Source organism: Serratia sp. FDAARGOS_506 (assembly GCF_003812745.1).
Lineage (GTDB): Bacteria > Pseudomonadota > Gammaproteobacteria > Enterobacterales > Enterobacteriaceae > Serratia.
In genome coordinates this window covers 3,849,172-3,869,850 of the sequence record NZ_CP033831.1, presented here as the reverse complement: position 1 = coordinate 3,869,850, position 20,679 = coordinate 3,849,172, and the positions used below count along the sequence as shown (strand labels likewise).

Genomic DNA, 20,679 nt, shown 5'->3' with positions numbered 1-20,679 from the left:
GCCGCCTAATCGAATGGGAAAAACTTAAAACTCATATCCTAAGAACCGGATCGTATATCGCCTGACCGGGCGACGGTTGCCCATCGCCCGGTGAACGGTTTAGAAGGTGACGTTAACCTTGGCCCACAGGGTGCGGCCCGGTTCATTCACCGCGCTGTTGGCCGAGTACCCGAAGGCGCTGTTGCCCGCCAGGTTGAGGTGCTCGCTGTAGGTCTTGTTCAGGATGTTATCCAGACCGGCGCTCAGCTTGACGTTTTTATTCACCTTGTAGGCGGCGTTGGCGGAGAGCACGCCGAAGCCGGCGCTTTCGGCAAAGTCTTTACCCACCACGTTGCCTTCGTTGATAGCCACGCGGCTTTGGCTGCTGACCAAACGCCACAGGCCGGTGCCGCTCCAGTCGCCGTACTCATAGGTCAGCCCCAGACGCGCTTCCAGCGGCGGGATCTGCGGCAACGGCCGGCCGTCGCTGGTGTTTTTTCCCCAGGAGTAGGCCAGGCTGGCATCGGTTTTCCAGTGTTCGCTCAGCTGGTAACCCATGCCCATTTCGCCGCCCATGATGTTGGCGTTGACGTTATCGGCCTGGCTGAGACGCGCGTTGTGCGGATCGTATTTGAACAGGATGAAATCATCGACGCGGCCCACGTAAGCGGAGATCCAGCCGTTTAAGCGTTTGCCGTTGTACTGTGCGCCGATGTCGAGCTGCGTGGTTTTTTCGCTCTTGACGCTGGAGAACGGATCCTTGCTGCCGTTCGGGCCAAGCTTCGGCGAGAACAGCTCCCAATAATCCGGGAAGCGCTCGGTATAACCGACGCCGGCATACAGCATCAGCGGCAGGTCGGCCAGCGTATGCTCAAGACGCATAAAGCCGCTTGGCAGAGTGTCTGAACGCTCCCCGTCGCTGCCGCTGCGGAAATTCTCCACCAGAGTGCGGTCAAGACGTGCGCCAGCGATCAGTTTATCCTGATCGCTGGTGGACCAGGTCAGTTCACTGAAGGCGCCATAGCTGTTGAACTGAGCGTCTTTTTCCCAGCTGCCGCGGCTCATGCTGCGGTGGGTGTTGGTTTGGGTGTCCAGGCCGCTTTCAAGCTTCACGTCCTGCCACTGCCAAGTGCCCATCACGCGGCCGCCGACGGTGCGGCGATCGAGTTGCATCGTCATGCCGGAAGACATCATGTGCCCGCCGTGACCGCCCATGCTCATACCGCCATGGCCACCGTGTCCACTCATGCCGCCGCTGCCCGGTGAGCGCAGGGTGACGTTGTCCATCACGTGGTTGGCGTAGTTGTAGTAGACCTGTGCTTCCAGCTTATCCAGCACATCGCCGATATTGGATTTTTCCACCCGCATGCCCAGGCTTTCGCGCTTGAACTGCGAACCGTCCATGCTGCGGCCGGCATAGCGCGCTTCGCCGTTGCCGCGGCCCATGGTCACTTCCAGCAGCGTGTCGTTGTCCGGCGTCCAGCCGAGCGCCAGATCGCCGTTCCACTTGTCCCAGCGCGATGGCACGCGCGTATTGGTTCCGTCCTGATAGTCGTTGGATCGGGATTTGTTGGCCATCACCCGCAGGTAGCCTTGTTCAGCGCCGAGGCTGGCGTCGATGTTCTCGTCCCAGCGGCCGTTGGAGCCGGTCAGCACGCTGGCGTTGCCCTTGATGCCAGGCTTGTCGAAGCGCGGGCGTTCACGCTCGAAACGCACCGTGCCCGCCGACGATCCCGGCCCCCACAGCACCGTCTGCGGTCCCTTGGTGATGGTCAACAGATCGAAGCTTTCCGGCGAGATGTAAGAGGTCGGCGCGTCCATCCGCGATGGGCAGGCGCCCAGCATTTCCGAACCGTCGGTGAGGATCTTCAACCGCGAACCGAACATGCCGCGGAATACCGGATCGCCGTTGGTGCCGCCGTTGCGGATCTGCGAAAAGCCGGGGATGGTTTTCAGGTAGTCCGAACCGTCGCTGGCCGGTACCGGCTGGCGCGGGGTTTTGGGTGAGGTGACGATAGTCAGCGGGGAATAGAGCGGTGCGGTGACGGTGATCACGTCGCCATCATTAACCTGTGCGTCGATAGGGTGCTGATGCGCCTGAGCCGCGTGGCCGGCCAGCAGGAACAGCGGCATGGCGGTGGTAATGGCGCGGGTGACGGCGTTCTTTTTATAAGTGGGTTTAAACATCATCTTTCCTTAAGCTAACTTTTTTCCGTTCTTGGCCGAGGGATTATTCAGGCGTGGGGCGGCCTGGCGAAAATCACCATCGGAAAATACGGGGGTTAATTCCATCAACGTGGAAATAACCGGATTAATAATGTCGTCTCGATGATTAACCGTTGGGCGAATTAATTCCGCCGGGTTGAAGCGATCAACGGCAATACAGAGAACGGCAATGGCTTATTGTTAAATCAGAGGAAAGAAATGGGGGGCGCGCGCGGCTGTAATTCGGTGTGAACGACGTGGGCAAACAGAGGAACGAGATAGTGAATCGGCGGCGGGCGGGAAGCCAGCGAGTGGGACCAGAACAGCGGGGCATGGCTCACGTCCAGCAGCGGTGCGTGCAGCAACAGCACGCAGTAGCCGCAGGCGCTGTCGTCCATCATCATCGCCATGTTGTGGTGGCCGCCACCGTGCTGCATCAGCGGCTGTGAGGCTTTTTCTGGCGCAGGCGGCGGCGAGTGCATCCCATGATGCATCGGCATTTCCATGCCGCAATCCGCCATGATGGTCGTTCCAGCACTTCCGGCGCGTACATGCTCCAGGGATCGCGAGACCACCGGCGCAATGAACAACATCAGAATGGCAAACATCCCTAACCAGGCAGCGGCCCGATTTCGCGATGTAGAACACTGAATTAACGACACAATCAACCTGAAAAAAGGGTTAACACAGGGTAGGGAATTGTACTGGGTTATGTCGAAATGTTAAAACCTTTTATTTCTGGTCAACGGTCTGTTGATGAATATATTATCGGATAAGCGCTTTAATTCTGACCAATGGCTATTTTTTTGCGCCAATAACGCGACGGGGACAATATTAATGACGGAAAAACTGGCGAGCACCATTATCCTGCTTTATGACGAACATGCCGCCGCCTGGGAACGCCTCAGACCCACCACGCTGTTTGAACGACCGTGGCTCGATCGTTTTTTGCAGCTCGCCCCGGCCAATGCGCAGCTGCTCGATCTCGGCTGCGGCAATGGCGCACCGATCGCCGCCTATTTTATCGAAAAGGGATATCGGGTAACCGGCATCGACGGTTCGCAGGCGATGATCGCGCGTTGCCGGCAGCGTTTCCCGCAGCAGGAATGGCGACAAATGGATATGCGCCAGCTGGATTTGCCGGTGAAGTTCGACGGACTGCTGGCCTGGGACAGTTTCTTTCATCTGGCGCGCGACGATCAGCGCCGCATGTTTCCGCTGTTCAGACGGCATGCCAGGCCGCATGCCGCATTGATGTTCACCAGCGGCCCTGCAGACAGCGTGGCGATCGGCAACTTCGAAGGCCGGCCGCTGTTTCACGCCAGCCTGGCACCGGAGGAGTACACACGCTTGTTGCAGGAGAACGGCTTCCGCGTGGTCGACCATGTAGTGGAAGATCCCGCCTGCGGGGGAAGAACGGTCTGGTTAGCGCAGGGTGTTGAGTGACAATGTCACGGGCAAGTCCATCAGAACCTGCCCGTTAACGTTATTTAGCGCTGACGCGCCAAACTGTGTTGCCCACGTCATCTGCAATCAGCAGGGCGCCAGTCTTGTCGACCGCCAATCCTACCGGTGCGCCATAGAGTTCCTTCTCGTCGTCGGAGACAAAGCCGGTGACCACCGCTTTGAGTTTGCCGACCGGCTTGCCTTGCTCGAACGCCACGTAGCTGACCCGGTAGCCGTTCAGCGGCGAGCGATCCCAGCTGCCGTGCTCACTGACAAAGGCGCCGCCGCGATACTCGGCCGGCAACGCGTTTGCCGTATAGAACAGCAACCCCAGGGGCGCAACGTGCGAACTGAGGGCGTAGTCCGGCTTGATGGCTTTCGCCACCCGATCCGGCCGCGGCGGCTGCACCCGCCGATCGACGTGCTGGCCGAAATAGCTGTAAGGCCAGCCATAAAAGCCGCCATCCTGCACCGAGGTCAGGTAATCCGGCACCAGATCGGCGCCGATCTCGTCGCGCTCGTTGACGATGGCCCACAGCTTGCCGCTGTGCGGCTCCCACTGCAGCCCGGTCGGATTGCGCAAGCCGCTGGCGAAGACACGGCTGGCACCAGAGGCGGTATCCACTTCCAGCACGGCGGCACGCCGGTACTCGACGGCCAGGCCGTTTTCGGTGATGTTGCTGTTGGAACCGACGCCGACATACAGCTTTTTACCGTCCGGGCTGGCCAGCAGGGCCTTGGTCCAGTGGTGGTTGATGGTGTCCGGCAGGTCGGCCAGCTCTTTACCCGGATCGCTGATGCGCGTTTCGCCCGGCTGATAGGCGTACTGCATGATGCTGCCGGTGTTGGCCACGTACAGGATGTTGCCAATCAGCTGGACGCCGAATGGGGAATCGAGCCCCTCGAGGAAAACATGCTTTTCCCAGCTGCCGTCGGCGGTTGGGCGCAGCAGGGTGATGCGGTTACCGCCTTTGCCCCCTTTACCTGACTGGCCTTTCACCAGCCCGGCGATCAGCTGCTTGGGCGTGCTCACCGCCTCAGTGCCCGGCCCGTTGGCTTCCACCACCAAGACATCGCCGTTGGGCAGAGTAAGCAGCTGGCGCGGATGCAACAAACCGTCCGCCACCTTGTCGATCTTCAAACCCTCCGCCACTTTCGGCATCTGGTTTTGCTGCCAGCCGACGCCCTTTGGCACCTGCATCGGCGGCATCAGGAAGTCTTGCGCCGCCGGCAACGTCGGATCCGGCCCCATTTGTTGTTCTGGCGAAATGACGGCGCTGTTATCGCAGCCGGCCAGCGCCAGCACGGCAGCAAGCGCAATCGTGATGGATGATAGCTTCATGAAAACCTCCTTATTTTGCGCGGGCGGCCACGGCCAGCAGAATGTTGGCGAGGCTCAGCAGCGCGACCACGATCGCAGACAGCACCAGGCCTTGCGGCACCACGGCATACGCATCCCGGCTATGCACGAAAGCGTTGATAATGGCGAGAACGATGGCGATCAGATTCAGCCAGAAATGGAGTTTGACCGGTGAACCCTGCAGCCGGCCGCTGCCGAACCACACCTGAACCAGGTTAATCAGCCGGGGAATAATGGCAAAAACCAGGCCAATGGCGATCAGCCAGCTGGCGCCATTGAGCCACTGAATGTTCGCCGTGCAAGCATAGATGATGTCGAAAATCAGCGCCGCAGTGAAAAATCCGTAGGGTATCGGATTAAGCCATTCATAGACGGCCACCGCGACCGCTGAGGGCCTTGCTGTCGTTTGCGTGGTCATGCAGGTATCTCCATGAAAAATGATAGGTAAAAAGGGCGTTGTCCCCTTAAAGCTTTGTTCAGATTCACCGATTTGAACAATTTTGATTCTCATTTTTAGCATGCGATGTTAAAACCGAAACCTTCACTGCGGCATTATCAATGGCTTAGCAACATCAGGAGGAAGGGCATGAGTATCGAGCGCGTTCAGCAATTTCTGGCCGAGCACGCACCAGAAACGACGGTGACGGTGCTGACAAAGAATAGCGCTACGGTGGCGCTGGCGGCGGAAGCCTTTGGCGTGGAGAGCGGGCAGATCGCCAAGACGCTGTCGTTTCGCGTGAACGACGGCGTGGTGCTGTTGGTAATGGCGGGAACCGCCAGAATCGACAACAAGAAGTACAAACAATTCTTCGGCGTAAAGGCGCGCATGCTGCCGGCAGAGGAGGTGGAGGCGCTGACCGGCTATCCGCCCGGCGGCGTTTGTCCCTTTGCCGCACCAGCAGCGGTGAGAATTTACTGCGATCGCAGCCTGTGCAGCTACGGTGAAGTGCTTCCGGCAGGTGGCAGCGATAACTCAGGCGTGAGAATTGCACCACAGCTGCTGGCCAGTATCACCGGAGCAGAGTGGATTGACGTGACAGGGTAACGTTACGTGACGATGTCATGATTATGTTATGTTAAATACAATGTATTTAAACATTGATTAATATGCTTTTTTAACTGAAAAAGTCACTAGTGCATCGGGGTATGGCAAACCGCTTCGATATTGTGGCCATCCGGGGCGATAACAAATGCCGCATAGTAGTGGGCATGGTAATTGGGCCGCAAACCGGGCGCGCCATTGTCTTTGCCGCCGGCGTTTAGCGCGGCGTGGTAGAACGCATCGACCTGTTCACGGCTGCTTGCGGCAAATGCCAGGTGCAGGTGTGCCGGCTTTTTATCGGTTTGAAATAGGCACAATGATACGTTACCTCGTTCGGGGCAAAGTTCGACGCCATAGCCGGGCGCGCCTTCGGCAACGATCTTTACGCCCAGCGGCGCCAGCGCATTGAGGAAAAACGCTTTGCTAAGGGCAAAGTCGCTGACGCCAAATTTCACATGGTCAAACATGGAGAGGCTCCTGGAGCGTGGAAGAATGCTCCCATTCAGTATAGCCAACGCCGTGGTGGGCACCGAAAGCGATGCAAATGCACGCCAATGCGCATTTAGCATACAAATAGTCCCGTTTAAGTGACGCGTTTGGGAGAAATCTGCAGTATCGTAGCAGCCACGTTTTATCAGATTTCACGTAGCGCGATCAAAAAGGCAGGGGATTTCCGGTCAAAAGCGGAGGTATGCGCCATTGAAAATCATGTCCGGTCATCATTACTGGAGAGCAAAATGGCAGTACGCATCATCACGGTCAAAGCTTATTGATAGCTTGCTGGAGTGAAAGTCTGACAGCGTTGGATGGTTTGAATGACAGAATGCATGACATGAGATATACGTCGCATGGCGAAACGACATTGCCGGCAGTCGTTACTACAGCAAGGGAAACGGCAAGCGCACGCATTCATTTACGGCAGGAAGCGAACAGGCGATCAGACATTGGGTGTTCAGAGATTATCTGCGTAAGCATCATGGTGTTGCTCAGCAATACGCGGCAACCCAATGCAATGCCAAGCAGCAGAAGACAACCGGCAAAACCCGGCGGCTTATGGCCGGCTAAAAAACGAATTTCTTCAGCGGCATCAGCAGCTGGCGCTGGCATGGCTGGCCGCAGGAGGAAACCCATGAATCAGGCCTGGACGGCAGAATCCACATATTGCCACCTTGGTGCGCATAATGTATATTATGTTAAATTTAATTATTGGATACGCACCGGGACTAGCCCTGCACATTATCTCTCACCTCACCTTCAATGTTATCCCTCTGACATCCCGTTTTCCCGCCAGGCTTACTGTCACTCGGTTGCTTTTAAATACAATCACTCATCAGTCGGCGTACCTTGATGAAACCGTATCTGCCAACCTTCTTTTTCTGTCAGGAGCCAAATCGACGAACGCTCCGTGCAACGAACGGCGTGGCCCTGCGCGTCACGCTGAAAACTTTTATACGTTAGCAACACGGTGCCTGCACTGATTTGCACCAGCTTAAAACCTTGCGCGAAAATCTGCGGATAACCCGTTTCAATCGCCAGTGCCGCAATGGTTTGGCGTTTGTCATAACGCAGACCTGAGCGACCGATCTCTTCAAAGTCTTCATGCAGCAATGCCGCGACACGCTTCGGATCGCAGCGCGTCGTTGGTTGGTGCAGTTCAACCTCAAGCGCCTGGATTTGGCGAAGCCACTCTGCAAAATGGGTCAAAATGCCCTCCTTTTTGATCGCGCTACGTGAAATCTGGAGACAAGAAACTCACACAGGTTCAGATTTAAGCTGATGTGATTCCTATCGTAACGGTTGATAATCCAACCTGATATTGCTTATTTTGACCTATTACTATAAATTAAACGCAATATCAACTTTTTTGGCGAATGGAATCATGCCCGATCGGTCATTACTCTTTTTTTATAGTTTAGCCTTTTTTGCGGTAATTTATTTCATCGTAAAATTCAGGAAGGACATCACAAAAAAAGATGGGTTGATAAATATAGTCTCCTCTCTAGTTATCGCTATTACGATAATATTCTTGCTCAATTCTAACCTTTCTGTTGCTGGCATCCTGATTGCCATATTCTCTTTTCTTGCAGCAGGCTTTATTTCGTTATGCGTTGCCATTGCCCTCAAGGAGGTGTACTCAACGAAAAAACATACATTAACAGCCATAAAGCGGATAAAAACGGAAAACTCAATTGATTTCAAAGAAATGCCAGCATTCAAAAGCGGCGTTTTTTGCTATAAAAAATCATGGTATGCCATCTATTCACCCTATCTGAATTCACTTGAGATAGGCGTTAATGCGTTTGATAGCCAACCTGAAGTTGGCAAAAAATTCACTGTAAGAACGTTGTCTAAACGTGCCATTACACTCGTTCCGGAGGCAATTCCCGGTGAAATCAATGATGACACCGAACTATTCGGGCAACTGGTAATGTTTTGTGAAATATCTGAAAAAAACCAGATTATGGCTTCAAATTATATGGAAGCCATAAAAAATGGCTCTGCTACTCCCTGGCTTATTTCTGTGCCAGATGAAACGCCATAATTTTAGCATGGCGGAAATATTATCCGTCATGAACTCAATCAGCGATCAGAATTCCGTCTTGCTTTATATGCGATCGCCGAACTCGCAATTCCCCATGCCGCCAGGCGCCGTCTGCCGTGGCGCGATTGTCGATCAGACGATTCAAGGCCTCCTCGACTAAACGGTCGATGCGTTGGCTGTAGCTGGTCAGCGCCCAATTGGCTGAGCCGGCTTCGTCGATATCGTCGAAACCGACCACGGCCATCGCAGACGACGGCGCCGTTTGCCTGAGCGCTTCGAGCGCCCCCAGCGCCAACACGTCGTTCTCACAGAACAGCGCCTCAACCCGCTCGCTTTCCGGCGTTGCCTGCAGGTATTCGCTCATCAGCTGGAAACCGCGTTGGCGATCGTAGTGGCCGGCGGTGAGCACCCGATCCAACTGAAATCCGGCGGCCATCAATTTGTCGCGGTAGCCTTCCATACGTAGCAAATGGCTGCTTTGCGTGTCTGGCCCCTTCATGTAGCCAAAGCGCCGATGCCCTTGTTCTATCAGCAACCCAGCGATCTCTTCGCCGGCGCGGTAGCCGTCGATATTGACCACATCAATGTGTTCGCTTTCCGTATTGCGACACACCTGCACCAGCGGGATCTGATGCAGATCTTGCGCGATCGCCGCCCATTCTTGGGTTAACACCGTCGCCAGGAACAAAATGCCATCGACCTGCAGCTGATCGGCCATCGCCATCACCGCCCGGTAGTTTTCCCCTGCGGTTATGTTCAGCAGCAGCGCCATATAGCCGCGGGTTTGCAGCTGTTTGGTGACCATATCAAGCATCATCATCGAATGCGGGTTCTTCATTTCGTCGATGGCCACGCCGATGATGTGCGTGCGTTTTTGCGACAGGCTGCGCGCCAGCAGGTTTGGCCGATAGCCCAGCTCGGCTGCCGCCGCCAGTACGCTTTCACGCGCGCTGTCCGAGATCGACGCGCCGGGCGTAAAGGCGCGCGATACCGTCCATTTAGAGACGCCGGCCTTTTCGGCGACATCGCTGGCAGTGGCTTTGTGGTGTTTTATCATGGTTGCGTCGATCCCTGCTTTGGTGAAATCAAACTATACCCTGCTCGCTCAGATCCCCTAAGCGCCCGCCGGCATGTCTGCTGCAATTATGTCCCGTTTTTGCACCCGATTGCAATTTGTTGTGCAACCGGGTGCAAAAGATGAAGAGTTTGTGATCGTCCACGCTGTTTTCACCTTTCCCCTGTTGACCAAATTTTATCCATGGCCGACATTCACGGTGGCATTCAGAGACTCATCGCCGTTTTGTCTCCTGCTTTGCACCCGGTTGCAATGACGCTGTTTTTACACAACATCTCTCTTCTCAACAGGATACCGTAATGAAAAAAACCAGACTGCTGTTGATGTTAGCCTGCTCGCTGTTTGTCATGACCGCCCAGGCCAAGAGCTACCAGGTCGGCGTGGCGCTGGCCAACTTCGATCTCAACTTCGTCTCCATTCTGCGCAGCCAAATGGCACGTGAACTGGCGGCTCAGCAGCTGCAGGGCCAGTTCGTTGATGCCAAAGGCGATGTCGCCCTGCAGGTGCAACAGGTAGACGATCTGATTAATCAGGGCGTGGACGCCATTATCCTCAATCCGGTTGATACGCAAGGCGTCCAGCCGATGATAGCGGCTGCCCAACGTGCCGCGATCCCCCTCATCTTCGTCAACCGCAAACCCGAAGTGCCGCTGACCGGCGCGACGGCCTACGTCGGCTCCGATTCGGCGCTCAGCGGCCGCCTGCAGATGGAGGCCCTGGCGAAAAAAATGAATTACCGCGGCAACGTGGCGATCCTGATGGGCGCCCTCTCCAACGAAGAAACCCGCGAACGCACCCGCGCGGTGGAAGCGGTGATCGCCAAACACAAAGATCTGAAAGTGGTAGAGAAACAGACCGCCAAATGGCAGCGCAATGAAGCGGTCGACGTGGTTTCCGGCTGGTTGCTGAACGGCACGCCGATCGATGCGATCGCCGCCAACAACGATGAGATGGCCATCGGCGCGATCATGGCGCTGAAGCAGGCCAAAAAGAGTGGCGTGCTGGTTGCCGGCATCGACGGCACGCCAGACGGCCTGCAATTTATCAAAAACGGCGACCTGGCGGTGACCATTTTCCAGGATGCCAAAGCCCAGGCGATCGGCGCGGTGCAAGTGACCCGAGCTATGTTGGATCACGCCAAAACGGAGCCTTACAACTGGGTGCCTTATGCCACCGTGACGCGAGAAAACTACCCGCAATTTGCACAGATGAACCAGAAATAAACCGTTGCCACTCTCTTTTTCAACCCATTTTGCACCCGAGTGCAAAAGCATAATATCAGGAGTCAGCATGTTAAATGGTGAAAGAAGCATCCCTCGCCCGCTGCGTTGGGCGATGATCGGCGGCGGCCGCCTCAGCCAGGTGGGCTACAAGCACCGTTCCGGCGCACTGCGCGACAACACCGCCTATCGGCTGGTTGCCGGCGCTTTTGATATCGACGCGGCGCGCGGACGTGAGTTTGGCGTCAATCTCGGCGTGCCCGCCGAACGCTGCTATGACAACTATCAACAGCTGCTGGCGCAAGAAGCCAACCGCGAAGATGGCGTTGAGGTGGTGACCATCGCCACCCCCAACGGCACCCATTATGAAATCACGCGCGCAGCGCTGAATGCCGGCCTGCATGTCATCTGTGAAAAGCCGCTGTTCTTCACCACGGCGGAGGCGAGAGAAATCAAGGCGCTGGCAGCGGAGAAAGGCCTGATCGTCGGCGTAACCTACGGCTTCTCCGGCCATCCTCTGCTGATGCAGATGCGGGCCATGATCGCGAACGGCGACATCGGCGAAATACGCATGGTCGAATTGCAATACACCCACGGTTTCAATGCCAACGAAAGCGCGGACACGTTCGAGGCGCAAAAGTGGCGCGTCGATCCGAAAATCGCCGGCCCCTCTTTTGTGCTGGGCGACATCTCCACTCACACTTTCTACATCTCGCAGCTGGTGATGCCCGATATGAAGATTGCCTCCCTGCTGTGCGATCGCCAGAGCTTTATTCCTTCCCGCGCACCGCTGGAAGACAACGCCATGGTGCTGATGCACTACGAAAACGGCGCCGTCGGCCGCATGTGGGCTTCTGCCATCAACGCCGGCGCGATGGACAGCCAAAGCATCCGCGTGGTGGGCTCTCGCGCCAGTCTGCAATGGAGCGATTCCACGCCCGGCGAATTGCGCTATGAGATCCAGGGGCGGCCCAACCAAACGCTGCACCACGGCATGCCCTATCTGGACGACAGCGCCCTGGCCGAAGAGCGGCTCGGCGCGCTGCATACCGAAGGGCTGGCCGAATCCTGGGCCAATATTTACCTCAAGTTCGCCATCGCCATCAGCGCCAGCCAGCGCGGCGATCGGCAAACGCTGGCCGCGCTGATCTATCCGGATATCGACGCCGGATTGGAAGGCGTGCGCTGGATTGAAAACTGCGTTCGTTCCGCCGACAACGGCGCCACCTGGGTTAATTACCAATAAGGAAAGCCCCATGAAACTTTCATTCTGTACCGACAGCCTGGGTCATTTACCCTTCGAGCAGATGCTGGATCGGCTGCTGGAGCTGGGGGTGAGCGGCGTGGAAATGACCACCGGCGGCTGGTCTCCGGCGCCCCATCTGGATACCGACGATCTGCTGGCTAACCCCGCCAAACGCCGGCAGCTGCAGCAGGCGCTGGCCAGCCGCGGCATGGAGATCGCCGCGCTCAACGTCTCCGGCAATCCGCTCGATCCCGGCGAACTGGGGCAACGCCATCAGCGCCAAACCGACAATACGCTGGAGCTGGCCGGGCTGCTGGGGGTGAAAAAGATCGTTATGATGAGCGGCCTGCCCCCGGCCAGCCCGCATGACGCCATTCCCAACTGGATCACCTATACCGTCAGCTGGCCGCCGACGGTGAAAAACTGTCTGGACTATCAATGGAATGAAGTGGCAATCCCCTATTGGCAGGCGCTGGTCGCTCGGGCCAAAGCGTGCGGCGTCGAGCGCTTTGCGCTGGAAAACTTCAGCGCCATGCTGGTGTGGAACCCGGAAACGCTGTTCCGGCTGCGCGAGGCCGTTGGCCCGATGGTGGGCCTGAACCTCGATCCCAGCCACCTGATCTGGATGGGTGCGGATCCCATCGCGGTGGCCCGCGCACTCGGCCCCGCCATTCACCATGTGCACGGCAAAGACGTGCGCCTTGAGCGCGGCGTCGTTGAGGTTAACGGACTGCTGGAGACCAAACCGATCGACGACGTGGCCCGCCGCGCCTGGAACTATGTCGCCGTCGGCTGCGGCCGGGATCTGCAGTGGTGGAAGGCGTTCTTCTCGGTGGTGCGCATGATGGGCTACAACGACTGGGTGTCGCTGGAAATGGAAGACCTGACCATGTCGGTCGATGCCGGCATCGTTTCCTCCGTTCAGGCGCTGCAGCAGAGCATCAGCCAGTAAAGCCAGGCGCGGCGGTCACGGCCGCTGCGCCCCCTTTCACTCCGGTTCACTCGCCCCGGCCGGCATTTGCCGCCGATACTGCGACGGCGACTGCGCCATCACCCGTTTGAAGGCGGTGCTGAACGCGCTTTCCGAGCCGTATCCCAACGAGTAGGCGATCGACGCGACGTTTTCTTTACCGGCCCGCAGGCGATCTGCCGCCTGCAGCATACGCCAACGCGAGAGGTATTCCATGGCGGTGCTGCCAACCAGCCCTTTGAAACGTTGAGCGAATACGGTGCGGGAAATGCCGGCGATGCGGGCCAGCTCTTCCAGCGTCCAGTTGCGCGCCGGCTCGGCGTGCATGGCGGCGATCGCCAGGCTGATCTGGCGGTCGGTCAGCGCCAGAAACCAACCTTTCGGCAGCCCATGGGCCGTTTCGAGGAACTGGCGAAACACCTGCACCAGCATCAAGTGCGCCAGGTGGGTCGACATCAGCGCACCGCCGAGCTGCGGGTGACGCAACTCGTTCGTCCACTGTTCGAGCGTCCAGCGCAAAACGCCCGCCTGGCTCGAGGCTTTGGGGATGTTGATGATCGGCGGCAGCGCATCAAACAGCAGCGCCGCATGCTGGCCGGAAAAACCGAAACGCCCGCTGATCAAAAAGACCTCGCCACCGCCGTTATGCACGGCGATGCCGTCGCGCGTCGCCTCGGCCATGATCTGCTCCCCTCCCTGCGGCGGCAACGCCGGATCGGACGCGACCCTGAAGCGCCGCCGACTGTTCAGCAAAAAGCAGTCCCCTTCGCGGAAATGGATCGGCTGCGCCAGATCGTCGGTCATGCCCCAGCAGGCGCCGCGCATCACCGCCGTGAATTTGATGCCTTCATGAGGGGGAAACTCGAACGACCAGTCCCCGGCGGCGTCGAAACCGGCGTAAAACTGGTTTTGGGGTTGCAGCAGCGACAACACGTCTGACAGCGGGTCCATGATGAAATCCGTACTCTTGATAAACAAACAAGTACTTTAGCGCATGGATCGTCCGTCTCTCAAGGCTTATTCTTGACAACAAGTTTTATCGCGTCATGCGGGCAAAGGCGACCTGAACCGCGCCGCTGCCCGAATCATCCATTGCTGTGCTGAAGGAATTCTGACTTTGAGCCGTTGTTCCAAATTGCGCCCGACAGCGGGCGGCTATGCTTCATCGCCACAATGGCGCGATCGGCGCTTTAACAATCAGCGGCCACCGGCGCCGGGTGACCTGCCCGAGTCCACCCTGCGCGTGTGGTGGGACGTATTTTTCAACAAGCCCAAAGGCACGGTGCCGGCGACGCCGGTGCCGATTCAGCGCCTGTCGCGCGCCGAGCTTGAGGCGGCACCCGATCGTAGCCTGTACCGCCTGGGGCATTCCACGGTGTTGCTCAAGCTGCGCGGCCAATGGTGGCTGACCGATCCGGTGTTCTCCGAGCGGGCATCGCCGCTGCCGTTCGCCGGGCCAAAACGCTTTCACGCGCCGCCGATCGCGATCGAGGAGCTGCCACCGATCCGCGCCGTGATCCTCTCACACGATCATTACGACCATCTGGACCAGGCCGCCATTCGGGCGCTGGACGGCAAGGTGGGCCAGTTCGTCGCACCGCTCGGCGTGGGCGATCGCCTGGCGGCCTGGGGCGTGGCGCCGGACAAAATCCGCCAGATCCGCCAGTTCGACTGGTGGCAAGGCACGGAAATCGACGGCCTGCGGCTGACGGCTACCCCGGCCCAGCACTTTTCGGGCCGGAGCCTGACCGACGGCAACCGCACGCTGTGGTGTTCCTGGGTGATTGAAGACGATGAGCTGCGGGTGTTCTTCAGCGGCGACAGCGGCTATTTCACCGGTTTTGCCGAGATTGGCCGCCGTTTTGGCCCCTTTGACCTGACGCTGATGGAAACCGGCGCCTACGACAAACGCTGGCCCTATGTGCATATGCACCCTCAGCAAACCGTGCAGGCGCACCGGGATTTGCTCGGCCGCTGGCTGCTGCCGATCCATAACGGCACCTTCGATCTGGCGATGCACGCCTGGCAAGACCCGTTCGACCAGGTACTGCGCCATGCCGCTACCTCTAGCGTGCAGGTCGCGACGCCGATGATCGGCGAACGTGTCGATATCGTTCGGCCGCACCCCGGCAGCCGTTGGTGGCGCTAAGCGCCGTTTTATTTATTCGCAGGAAACCTGAAATGAACAATGACCATAAAGTGTGGCTGATCACCGGCGCCTCGTCGGGCCTGGGCAAAGCCCTGGCGGAAGCGGCCATCGCCAACGGCGATCGGGTGGTGGTGACCGCCCGCCGTCTCGACCGCCTGCAGGCGCTGGCTAAGGGCCAGGAGGATCGCGTGCTGCCTTTGGCGGTGGACGTCACGGATGCCGCCGCGCGCGATAAGGCGGTCGCCGATACCCTGGCGCGGTTCGGCCGCATCGACGTGCTGGCCAACCTGGCCGGGCGCGGTGTAGCCGGCGCCTGCGAAGAGTTCAGCCTCGAACAGCTGCGCGAGCAGATGGAGCTGAATTTCTTTGCGGCGGCGGAGATGACCCGCGCCGTGCTGCCGCAGATGCGGCGCCAGGGCAGCGGCAACGTGATCACCGTAAGCAGCATCGCCGGTCTGGTGGCGATGAACGCCGCCGGCCCCTATTGCGCGGCGAAGTTTGCCCTCGAAGGCTGGACGGAGTCGCTGGCCATCGAGGCCAGGCCGCTGGGGATCCACGTGACCCTGATCGAGCCCGGCGCCTTCCGCACCGAATTCGCCGGCGACGTGAACATGCGGCCGACGCAGCGCATCGAGGCCTACCGCCCGTCGATTGCACCGTTTGAAACCTACCTGGCGCAGTCCGCCGGCCGACAGATGGGCGATCCCGCCAAAGCGGCGCAGCGCATGCTGGAGTTGGTCACTCTCACGGCTCCGCCGGTGCGCCTGATGCTGGGGCGCGACGCTTACGCCATGTGGGACACCACCCTCGCCAAACGCCAGCAGGAGCTTAACGCCTGGCGCGAACGGGGCGAAGACACCGCCTTTGATGGCGCAGAACTCACTGAAATTCAACTGTAACTCTCCACGATAACGAGGAATCTCGATATGAACAAAACCTGGTTTATTACAGGCGCATCTTCCGGCTTCGGCCAGGCTTTGGCTGAAGCCGTGCTGGCCAAGGGCGACAACGTGGTGCTCACCGCCCGCCGCCTGGCGCCGCTGCAGGCGATCGCCGCCGGCCACGGCGAACGCGCGCTGGCTCTGCAGCTGGACGTGACCGATCCTGCGGCGCGCGCCGCCGCCCTGAAGAAGACCGTAGAAACCTTCGGCCGCCTCGACGTACTGGCCAACATCGCCGGCGCCGGTTCTTACGGGGCGCTGGAAGAGTTCACTTCCGAACAGATCCGCGCCCAGATGGAGCTGAACTTCTTCGCGGCCGCCGAGCTGTCGCGTGAAGTGCTGCCGCAGATGCGTGCTCAACGGTCCGGCCATATTCTCAATCTGACCAGCATCGCCGGCCTGGTGGCCTTCCCCGGCAGCGGCCTGTACAACGCCACCAAATTCGCGTTGGAAGGGTTTACCGAAGCGCTGCACCACGAGGTCAAGCCGCTGGGGATCCACGTCACGCTGATCGAGCCGGGCGCCTTCCGTACCGGTTTCGCCAGCAGCGCCGCCATGAAGGCCGAACGCGAAATCGCGGCCTATGCGCCACTGGATGCCGGCATGGTGGAGTATTACCGCACGCAGAACGGCAAACAGATGGGCGATCCGGTTAAGGGCGCTCGCGTGATCGTCGATATGGTGGCCAGCGCCACCCCGCCGGTGCGTTTGATGCTCGGTAAGGACGCGTATCAGCTGTGGGACAGCGCGGTAGCCTCCCGCAGCCGCGATCTGGCGCCTTGGCGTGAACGCGGTGAAGATACGGCCTTCCCCGGCGCTGCGATGAATCCCGTTCAGGCGCTGTAATACCCACCTTTCAAACGGGCTGCCTATGTAGCCCGTTTGTTTTATGTGACGTCGTCACGTATGTCTTACCTTTTGTTTCTCAGTCGAGCGTTCAAAACTAATTGCCAAAGCAACTGTTGCTATTTAACCTATATACACTGTTTGCCGAGGTATCCCATGTCATCGAAAGAAAAATCCCTCTATGCCCTCACCAACGCCCTGCAACCGGTTCGCCGGGTGTGGAAACAGGCTGCGACGCTGGCGATCGCCAAATCCGGCATCTCCATGTCGTTGGCTACCGTCGTGGTTCTGGTGCATCGCAATCCGCAGGGCATCAATCAGCGCGACCTGGCGGAAGAAGTCGGCGTCAATCCCGGTGCGCTGGTGCGTCTGTTGGATCAGGCCGCCGCGTTAGGCTTCCTCGAGCGGCAGGAGTCGGCCGGCGATCGTCGGTTTAAAACCCTGCGCATTCTGCCCGCCGGCGCCGAATTGGCCAAAAAGGTCGAAACCGCGGCCGATAAGCTGCGAGTCGAGCTGATGCACGACGTGCCGTTGGAAGATATTGAAACCGCCACGCGCATTCTGCGCCTGTTTGAAGAGCGCGCAGGCCACTATCTGCAACAGGCCGGCAATGAGCCATGAAAATCGGTAAACCGCAGCTGCAGTATGCCGCGAAACTGTTTATTTCCGCCATGCTGGCCTTCGCGCTGGCGGAAAGCATCGGCCTGCAAAATCCCTATTGGGCGATGGTGACCTGCTGCGTGCTGAGCAATCCGGTCAGCGGCGCCGTACGCGCCCGCGCCACCTACCGTTTTTGCGGCACGCTGTTCGCCGGCGTGCTGACGCTGGGCCTTTCGGCCTGGCTTAGCAACACGCCGGTGCTGTTGATCGTCGCCGCTGGGCTGTCATCGTCACTGATGCTGGGCCTCTCCTATCTCGATCGCACGCCACGCGCTTACTTTTTCCAGCTGGGCGCCATCACCATGATGCTGGTCGCCATCGCCTACATCAATCACCCGGACACGATGTTCACTATGGTCGTCACGCGGGTGACGGAGATCTGCCTAGGTATTTTGGCGGTGACGCTGGTAGACAGCGTGCTGTTCCCATCGTCGCTGGCGCCGGTGTTGCGCACGCGGCTGAAAGGCTGGCTGGCTGACCTGGCGCGTTGGCAGGAGGACAGCCTCGACGGCAAGGGCAGCGACGCCCAGGCCGACGCGGACCGTATCCGTTTGCTGGGCGACATCGCCTCGTTCAATCAGATGATGACCACCCTTGGCTATGACAGTTCGGTCGATAAGCCCACCCGTCAGGCGGCGATTTCGATACAGCAACGCGTACTGCAAATCGTGCCGCTGCTCTCGGCCATCGGCAGCAGCATCGCCGCACTGCCGGTCGGCCTGCGCCCCCGCCTGCAGCCGTGGCTGAATGAGGTCCGGCGGCAGGCCGTTGAACCCGCACCGCACGCTGCGCCCTCGGTAAGCTTGTTGCCGCCTGCGGCGTCGCTGTCGCCGTGGGAAACGCTGATCGTCGACGAGCTGGCTGAACAGGTTGAGCAGTGGTTAACGCTGTGGGCCGAGGTACAGCAGTTGAACGCATTCCTGGACGGCGAGCCGCTGCCCGCGGCGCTGCAGGCGCAGATGATGCGCAGCCGCGTCTTCTCGCCGCCGCCGGATATCGGCATGGCGGTGCGCATGTTCGCCGGAATTTTGACGACCTACGCCCTGCTGTGCGGCCTCTGGTATTTCACCGGCTGGGAACAGGGCGCCAATATGGTGCTGATGGGGATCGTGGCCATCGCCTTCTTCGGCGCCGGCGACAATCCCGGCGCCACCATCGCCACTTTTGGCCGCTTCGCCGCTATCGCTATGGCCCTCGGCGCCCTGCTCAGCTATGTGCTGCTGCCGCTGGCCGGGGATTACGGCAGTTTCCTGATCGTGATGGGGCTGTTTTTGCTGCCGCTCGGCGTGTGGGCGGCGAGCAACCCGTTGGCGACGTTGGCGATCGCCCTGTCGCTCAGCAACGTCAACTTTCAGGGGCACTATGCGCCTAACAATATGGGGCTGTATCTGGAAAGCACTACCGGCACGCTGATCGGCGTCTATTTCGCATTCCTGTGTGCCGCGCTGTTCCGCCGCTGGGGCACCGATCAGGTGGTGGCGCGGCTGATGCGGCAGGATGCGCAAGAGATGCTGCGCCTCAATCGCCACGTCACGGAACGCGACTTACAGCGCTATCAGGCCCGCGCGTTGGATCGCATCACCGCGCTGGGTAGCCGCCTGGCCGCCGTTGGGCAAGCCGATCGCAGCCCACAGCTGTTGATGCGCTTAAAAACCGCTATCGACCTGATTCGTCTGCAGCAGGCCGGCGCTCTCAGCCCTGGCGCTTCGCCGAACGCCGGTCTGCCGGCGGCGTTCCGCCAACTTTCTCTGCACGCCGAGGCCCCCTCCGCGCTGCTGGGCCAGATCGACGTCGGTCTGCAACAGGCCTGGCGGCAGAACGATCGGCGCGCGCTGCGGCCGCTTACCCGGCTGCGGCTGCTGCACTTCCCCACGGCTTTGCACTGGAATCCCTGACATGATCGGTGAAATCAACATTGACGGCGTGTTCATCTCGCCCTTGCTGCTGTGCCTGGTGTGCGCGTTCTTCTCGCGCATGGCGCTTTCCTGGACGCTCAACGCGGTAGGCGTCTATCGCTGGGTCGCGCAGCGCCCGCTGTTCGACACCGCCCTGTTTCTTATTCTGGCCGGGCTGTTTTTCCACGGCCTGAAATGGCTTACCACCCCCTGAGGACCCCATGTTTCGTGAACGTACCCTTGTTCTGCTGCGCCCCGCGCTGACCCTGATTGCCGTTTTGATCGCGGCAGGCGTGCTGTGGCAGCTTTATCTCTATTACACCTATGCCCCGCAAACGCGCGACGGCAAGATCCGCGCCGACGTGGTGCCGCTGGCCACGGATGTTTCCGGCAAGGTGGACGCCGTGCACATTCACGACAACCAGGTGGTGCATAAAGGGCAGCTGCTGCTCAGCCTGGACAAAGTACGGCTGCGCAATGCGCTGGATCAGGCCGAGGCCGCCGTTGAACGCGCCAACGTCCAGTTGGCGTCATCCCAGCGCGAAAACCGGCGCTATCAGGCGCTGCAGTCGGCTATTTCACAGCAGGAACGCGACAATCGCCGCGATGCCCAATCGCTGGCAAAGGCCAATCTGGATCAGGCCCTGGCGGATCGGGCGCTGGCGCGCATCAACCTGCAGCGCGCCGATCTCTATGCGCCGGTGGATGGCGTGATCACCAACTTCTCCCTGCGCCCCGGCGCTTACGCAACCGCCGGTCAGCCGATCATGGCGTTGGTGGATTCCAACAGTTTCTACATCGCCGGATACTTCGAAGAGACCAAGCTGGGCCGCATCCAGAACGGTGACAAGGTGGTGATCCGCATCATGGGGGAACGGCAGCCGCTGTATGGCCACGTCGACGGGCTTTCCGCCGGCATCAACGACAGCGAGCGCACCACCGCCGCCGGCAATCTGCTCGCCAACGTCAACCCGACATTCAGCTGGATCCGTCTGGCGCAGCGCATCCCGGTGCGCATCGCGATCGACACCATTCCGCACGGCGTCGAGCTGATCGCCGGGCGCACGGTGACGGTCAGTCTCAAGGATAACGGGGAATAATCT

At 59.3% G+C, this 20,679-nt stretch carries 22 protein-coding genes; 14 read left to right on the top strand and 8 right to left on the bottom strand.

From position 1 onward, the window contains the following. Positions 1-99: 99 nt before the first annotated feature. Complete coding sequence (locus EGY12_RS18810; protein WP_371415370.1) at positions 100-2,169, bottom strand: TonB-dependent copper receptor; 2,070 nt, start codon at positions 2,167-2,169, stop codon at positions 100-102. Between the two features lie 221 nt (positions 2,170-2,390). Further along, positions 2,391-2,777, bottom strand: coding sequence for a DUF2946 domain-containing protein (locus EGY12_RS18805; protein ID WP_253722976.1), 387 nt, complete (start codon positions 2,775-2,777; stop codon positions 2,391-2,393). 244 nt (positions 2,778-3,021) lie between these two features. Here EGY12_RS18805 and EGY12_RS18800 point away from each other — a divergent pair, with 244 nt between their 5' ends. Further along, positions 3,022-3,630, top strand: a complete 609-nt coding sequence (locus tag EGY12_RS18800; RefSeq protein ID WP_123894959.1) for a class I SAM-dependent methyltransferase — start codon at positions 3,022-3,024, stop codon at positions 3,628-3,630. 40 nt (positions 3,631-3,670) lie between these two features. Here EGY12_RS18800 and EGY12_RS18795 read toward each other — a convergent pair whose 3' ends face one another. Beyond that, positions 3,671-4,972, bottom strand: a complete 1,302-nt coding sequence (locus tag EGY12_RS18795; RefSeq protein ID WP_123894958.1) for a sorbosone dehydrogenase family protein — start codon at positions 4,970-4,972, stop codon at positions 3,671-3,673. Between the two features lie 10 nt (positions 4,973-4,982). Then, complete coding sequence (locus EGY12_RS18790) at positions 4,983-5,408, bottom strand: DUF2231 domain-containing protein (protein ID WP_123894957.1); 426 nt, start codon at positions 5,406-5,408, stop codon at positions 4,983-4,985. 168 nt (positions 5,409-5,576) lie between these two features. Here EGY12_RS18790 and EGY12_RS18785 point away from each other — a divergent pair, with 168 nt between their 5' ends. Continuing rightward, positions 5,577-6,035, top strand: coding sequence for a YbaK/EbsC family protein (locus tag EGY12_RS18785; protein ID WP_123894956.1), 459 nt, complete (start codon positions 5,577-5,579; stop codon positions 6,033-6,035). Positions 6,036-6,121: 86 nt separating this feature from the next. Here the strand turns inward: EGY12_RS18785 and EGY12_RS18780 are convergent, their stop codons facing one another. Then, entirely contained in the window at positions 6,122-6,499 is a 378-nt protein-coding gene (locus tag EGY12_RS18780; RefSeq protein WP_123894955.1) for a VOC family protein, read from the bottom strand. Positions 6,500-6,869: 370 nt separating this feature from the next. Between EGY12_RS18780 and EGY12_RS23565 the strand changes: the two genes are divergently transcribed. Continuing rightward, positions 6,870-7,097 (top strand): GrpB family protein, encoded by a 228-nt coding sequence (locus EGY12_RS23565; protein ID WP_123895633.1) that lies wholly within the window; start codon positions 6,870-6,872, stop codon positions 7,095-7,097. Positions 7,098-7,355: 258 nt separating this feature from the next. Here EGY12_RS23565 and EGY12_RS18770 read toward each other — a convergent pair whose 3' ends face one another. Continuing rightward, positions 7,356-7,736, bottom strand: coding sequence for a DUF4440 domain-containing protein (locus tag EGY12_RS18770; protein ID WP_123894954.1), 381 nt, complete (start codon positions 7,734-7,736; stop codon positions 7,356-7,358). Positions 7,737-7,911: 175 nt separating this feature from the next. Here EGY12_RS18770 and EGY12_RS18765 point away from each other — a divergent pair, with 175 nt between their 5' ends. Next, a complete protein-coding gene (locus EGY12_RS18765; protein WP_123894953.1) occupies positions 7,912-8,574 on the top strand; it encodes a hypothetical protein in 663 nt (220 codons plus the stop codon). Between the two features lie 34 nt (positions 8,575-8,608). Here EGY12_RS18765 and EGY12_RS18760 read toward each other — a convergent pair whose 3' ends face one another. Then, entirely contained in the window at positions 8,609-9,631 is a 1,023-nt protein-coding gene (locus EGY12_RS18760; protein WP_123894952.1) for a LacI family DNA-binding transcriptional regulator, read from the bottom strand. Between the two features lie 317 nt (positions 9,632-9,948). Here EGY12_RS18760 and EGY12_RS18755 point away from each other — a divergent pair, with 317 nt between their 5' ends. The 3 genes from EGY12_RS18755 to EGY12_RS18745 all read left to right on the top strand — a co-directional run bounded on the left by EGY12_RS18755 (position 9,949) and on the right by EGY12_RS18745 (position 13,067). Further along, complete coding sequence (locus EGY12_RS18755; RefSeq protein ID WP_048233962.1) at positions 9,949-10,872, top strand: substrate-binding domain-containing protein; 924 nt, start codon at positions 9,949-9,951, stop codon at positions 10,870-10,872. 67 nt (positions 10,873-10,939) lie between these two features. Next, positions 10,940-12,115, top strand: coding sequence for a Gfo/Idh/MocA family protein (locus EGY12_RS18750; protein ID WP_038871617.1), 1,176 nt, complete (start codon positions 10,940-10,942; stop codon positions 12,113-12,115). 10 nt (positions 12,116-12,125) lie between these two features. Next, positions 12,126-13,067, top strand: coding sequence for a sugar phosphate isomerase/epimerase (locus tag EGY12_RS18745; protein ID WP_060439936.1), 942 nt, complete (start codon positions 12,126-12,128; stop codon positions 13,065-13,067). Between the two features lie 36 nt (positions 13,068-13,103). Here the strand turns inward: EGY12_RS18745 and EGY12_RS18740 are convergent, their stop codons facing one another. After that, positions 13,104-14,036 carry an AraC family transcriptional regulator gene (locus EGY12_RS18740; RefSeq protein WP_039566114.1) on the bottom strand — a complete coding sequence of 311 codons (933 nt, stop codon included), beginning with the start codon at positions 14,034-14,036 and terminating at the stop codon, positions 13,104-13,106. A gap of 166 nt (positions 14,037-14,202) precedes the next feature. Between EGY12_RS18740 and EGY12_RS18735 the strand changes: the two genes are divergently transcribed. The 7 genes from EGY12_RS18735 (at position 14,203) to EGY12_RS18705 (ending at position 20,676) form a co-directional block, all read left to right on the top strand. Continuing rightward, on the top strand, positions 14,203-15,234 hold the full coding sequence (locus EGY12_RS18735) for an MBL fold metallo-hydrolase (protein WP_216641503.1): 1,032 nt from the start codon (positions 14,203-14,205) through the stop codon (positions 15,232-15,234). 32 nt (positions 15,235-15,266) lie between these two features. Then, positions 15,267-16,133: an oxidoreductase gene (locus EGY12_RS18730; RefSeq protein WP_089185979.1), complete on the top strand. Its 867-nt coding sequence runs from the start codon at positions 15,267-15,269 to the stop codon at positions 16,131-16,133. A 27-nt stretch (positions 16,134-16,160) separates the two neighbouring features. Beyond that, a complete protein-coding gene (locus tag EGY12_RS18725; protein WP_043147473.1) occupies positions 16,161-17,021 on the top strand; it encodes an oxidoreductase in 861 nt (286 codons plus the stop codon). Between the two features lie 156 nt (positions 17,022-17,177). Further along, a complete protein-coding gene (locus EGY12_RS18720) occupies positions 17,178-17,642 on the top strand; it encodes a MarR family winged helix-turn-helix transcriptional regulator (RefSeq protein WP_015377885.1) in 465 nt (154 codons plus the stop codon). Beyond that, positions 17,639-19,576: an FUSC family protein gene (locus EGY12_RS18715; RefSeq protein ID WP_123894951.1), complete on the top strand. Its 1,938-nt coding sequence runs from the start codon at positions 17,639-17,641 to the stop codon at positions 19,574-19,576. The genes EGY12_RS18720 and EGY12_RS18715 overlap by 4 nt, the downstream gene beginning before the upstream one ends. Position 19,577: 1 nt before the next feature. Then, a complete protein-coding gene (locus EGY12_RS18710; RefSeq protein ID WP_038871631.1) occupies positions 19,578-19,790 on the top strand; it encodes a DUF1656 domain-containing protein in 213 nt (70 codons plus the stop codon). Between the two features lie 7 nt (positions 19,791-19,797). Further along, positions 19,798-20,676: an HlyD family secretion protein gene (locus tag EGY12_RS18705; protein WP_123894950.1), complete on the top strand. Its 879-nt coding sequence runs from the start codon at positions 19,798-19,800 to the stop codon at positions 20,674-20,676. The last annotated feature ends 3 nt before the right edge of the window (positions 20,677-20,679 follow it).

Coding starts and splice junctions, on each gene's coding strand:
- EGY12_RS18795 (WP_123894958.1), bottom strand. CDS start 4,972: ATGAAGCTATCATCCATCACGATTGCGCTTGCTGCCGTGCTGGCGCTG.
- EGY12_RS18725 (WP_043147473.1), top strand. CDS start 16,161: ATGAACAAAACCTGGTTTATTACAGGCGCATCTTCCGGCTTCGGCCAG.
- EGY12_RS18790 (WP_123894957.1), bottom strand. CDS start 5,408: ATGACCACGCAAACGACAGCAAGGCCCTCAGCGGTCGCGGTGGCCGTC.
- EGY12_RS18750 (WP_038871617.1), top strand. CDS start 10,940: ATGTTAAATGGTGAAAGAAGCATCCCTCGCCCGCTGCGTTGGGCGATG.
- EGY12_RS18740 (WP_039566114.1), bottom strand. CDS start 14,036: ATGGACCCGCTGTCAGACGTGTTGTCGCTGCTGCAACCCCAAAACCAG.
- EGY12_RS18730 (WP_089185979.1), top strand. CDS start 15,267: ATGAACAATGACCATAAAGTGTGGCTGATCACCGGCGCCTCGTCGGGC.
- EGY12_RS18760 (WP_123894952.1), bottom strand. CDS start 9,631: ATGATAAAACACCACAAAGCCACTGCCAGCGATGTCGCCGAAAAGGCC.
- EGY12_RS18805 (WP_253722976.1), bottom strand. CDS start 2,777: ATGTTGTTCATTGCGCCGGTGGTCTCGCGATCCCTGGAGCATGTACGC.
- EGY12_RS18810 (WP_371415370.1), bottom strand. CDS start 2,169: ATGATGTTTAAACCCACTTATAAAAAGAACGCCGTCACCCGCGCCATT.
- EGY12_RS18800 (WP_123894959.1), top strand. CDS start 3,022: ATGACGGAAAAACTGGCGAGCACCATTATCCTGCTTTATGACGAACAT.
- EGY12_RS18715 (WP_123894951.1), top strand. CDS start 17,639: ATGAAAATCGGTAAACCGCAGCTGCAGTATGCCGCGAAACTGTTTATT.
- EGY12_RS18720 (WP_015377885.1), top strand. CDS start 17,178: ATGTCATCGAAAGAAAAATCCCTCTATGCCCTCACCAACGCCCTGCAA.
- EGY12_RS18705 (WP_123894950.1), top strand. CDS start 19,798: ATGTTTCGTGAACGTACCCTTGTTCTGCTGCGCCCCGCGCTGACCCTG.
- EGY12_RS18745 (WP_060439936.1), top strand. CDS start 12,126: ATGAAACTTTCATTCTGTACCGACAGCCTGGGTCATTTACCCTTCGAG.
- EGY12_RS18785 (WP_123894956.1), top strand. CDS start 5,577: ATGAGTATCGAGCGCGTTCAGCAATTTCTGGCCGAGCACGCACCAGAA.
- EGY12_RS18755 (WP_048233962.1), top strand. CDS start 9,949: ATGAAAAAAACCAGACTGCTGTTGATGTTAGCCTGCTCGCTGTTTGTC.
- EGY12_RS18710 (WP_038871631.1), top strand. CDS start 19,578: ATGATCGGTGAAATCAACATTGACGGCGTGTTCATCTCGCCCTTGCTG.
- EGY12_RS18780 (WP_123894955.1), bottom strand. CDS start 6,499: ATGTTTGACCATGTGAAATTTGGCGTCAGCGACTTTGCCCTTAGCAAA.
- EGY12_RS18765 (WP_123894953.1), top strand. CDS start 7,912: ATGCCCGATCGGTCATTACTCTTTTTTTATAGTTTAGCCTTTTTTGCG.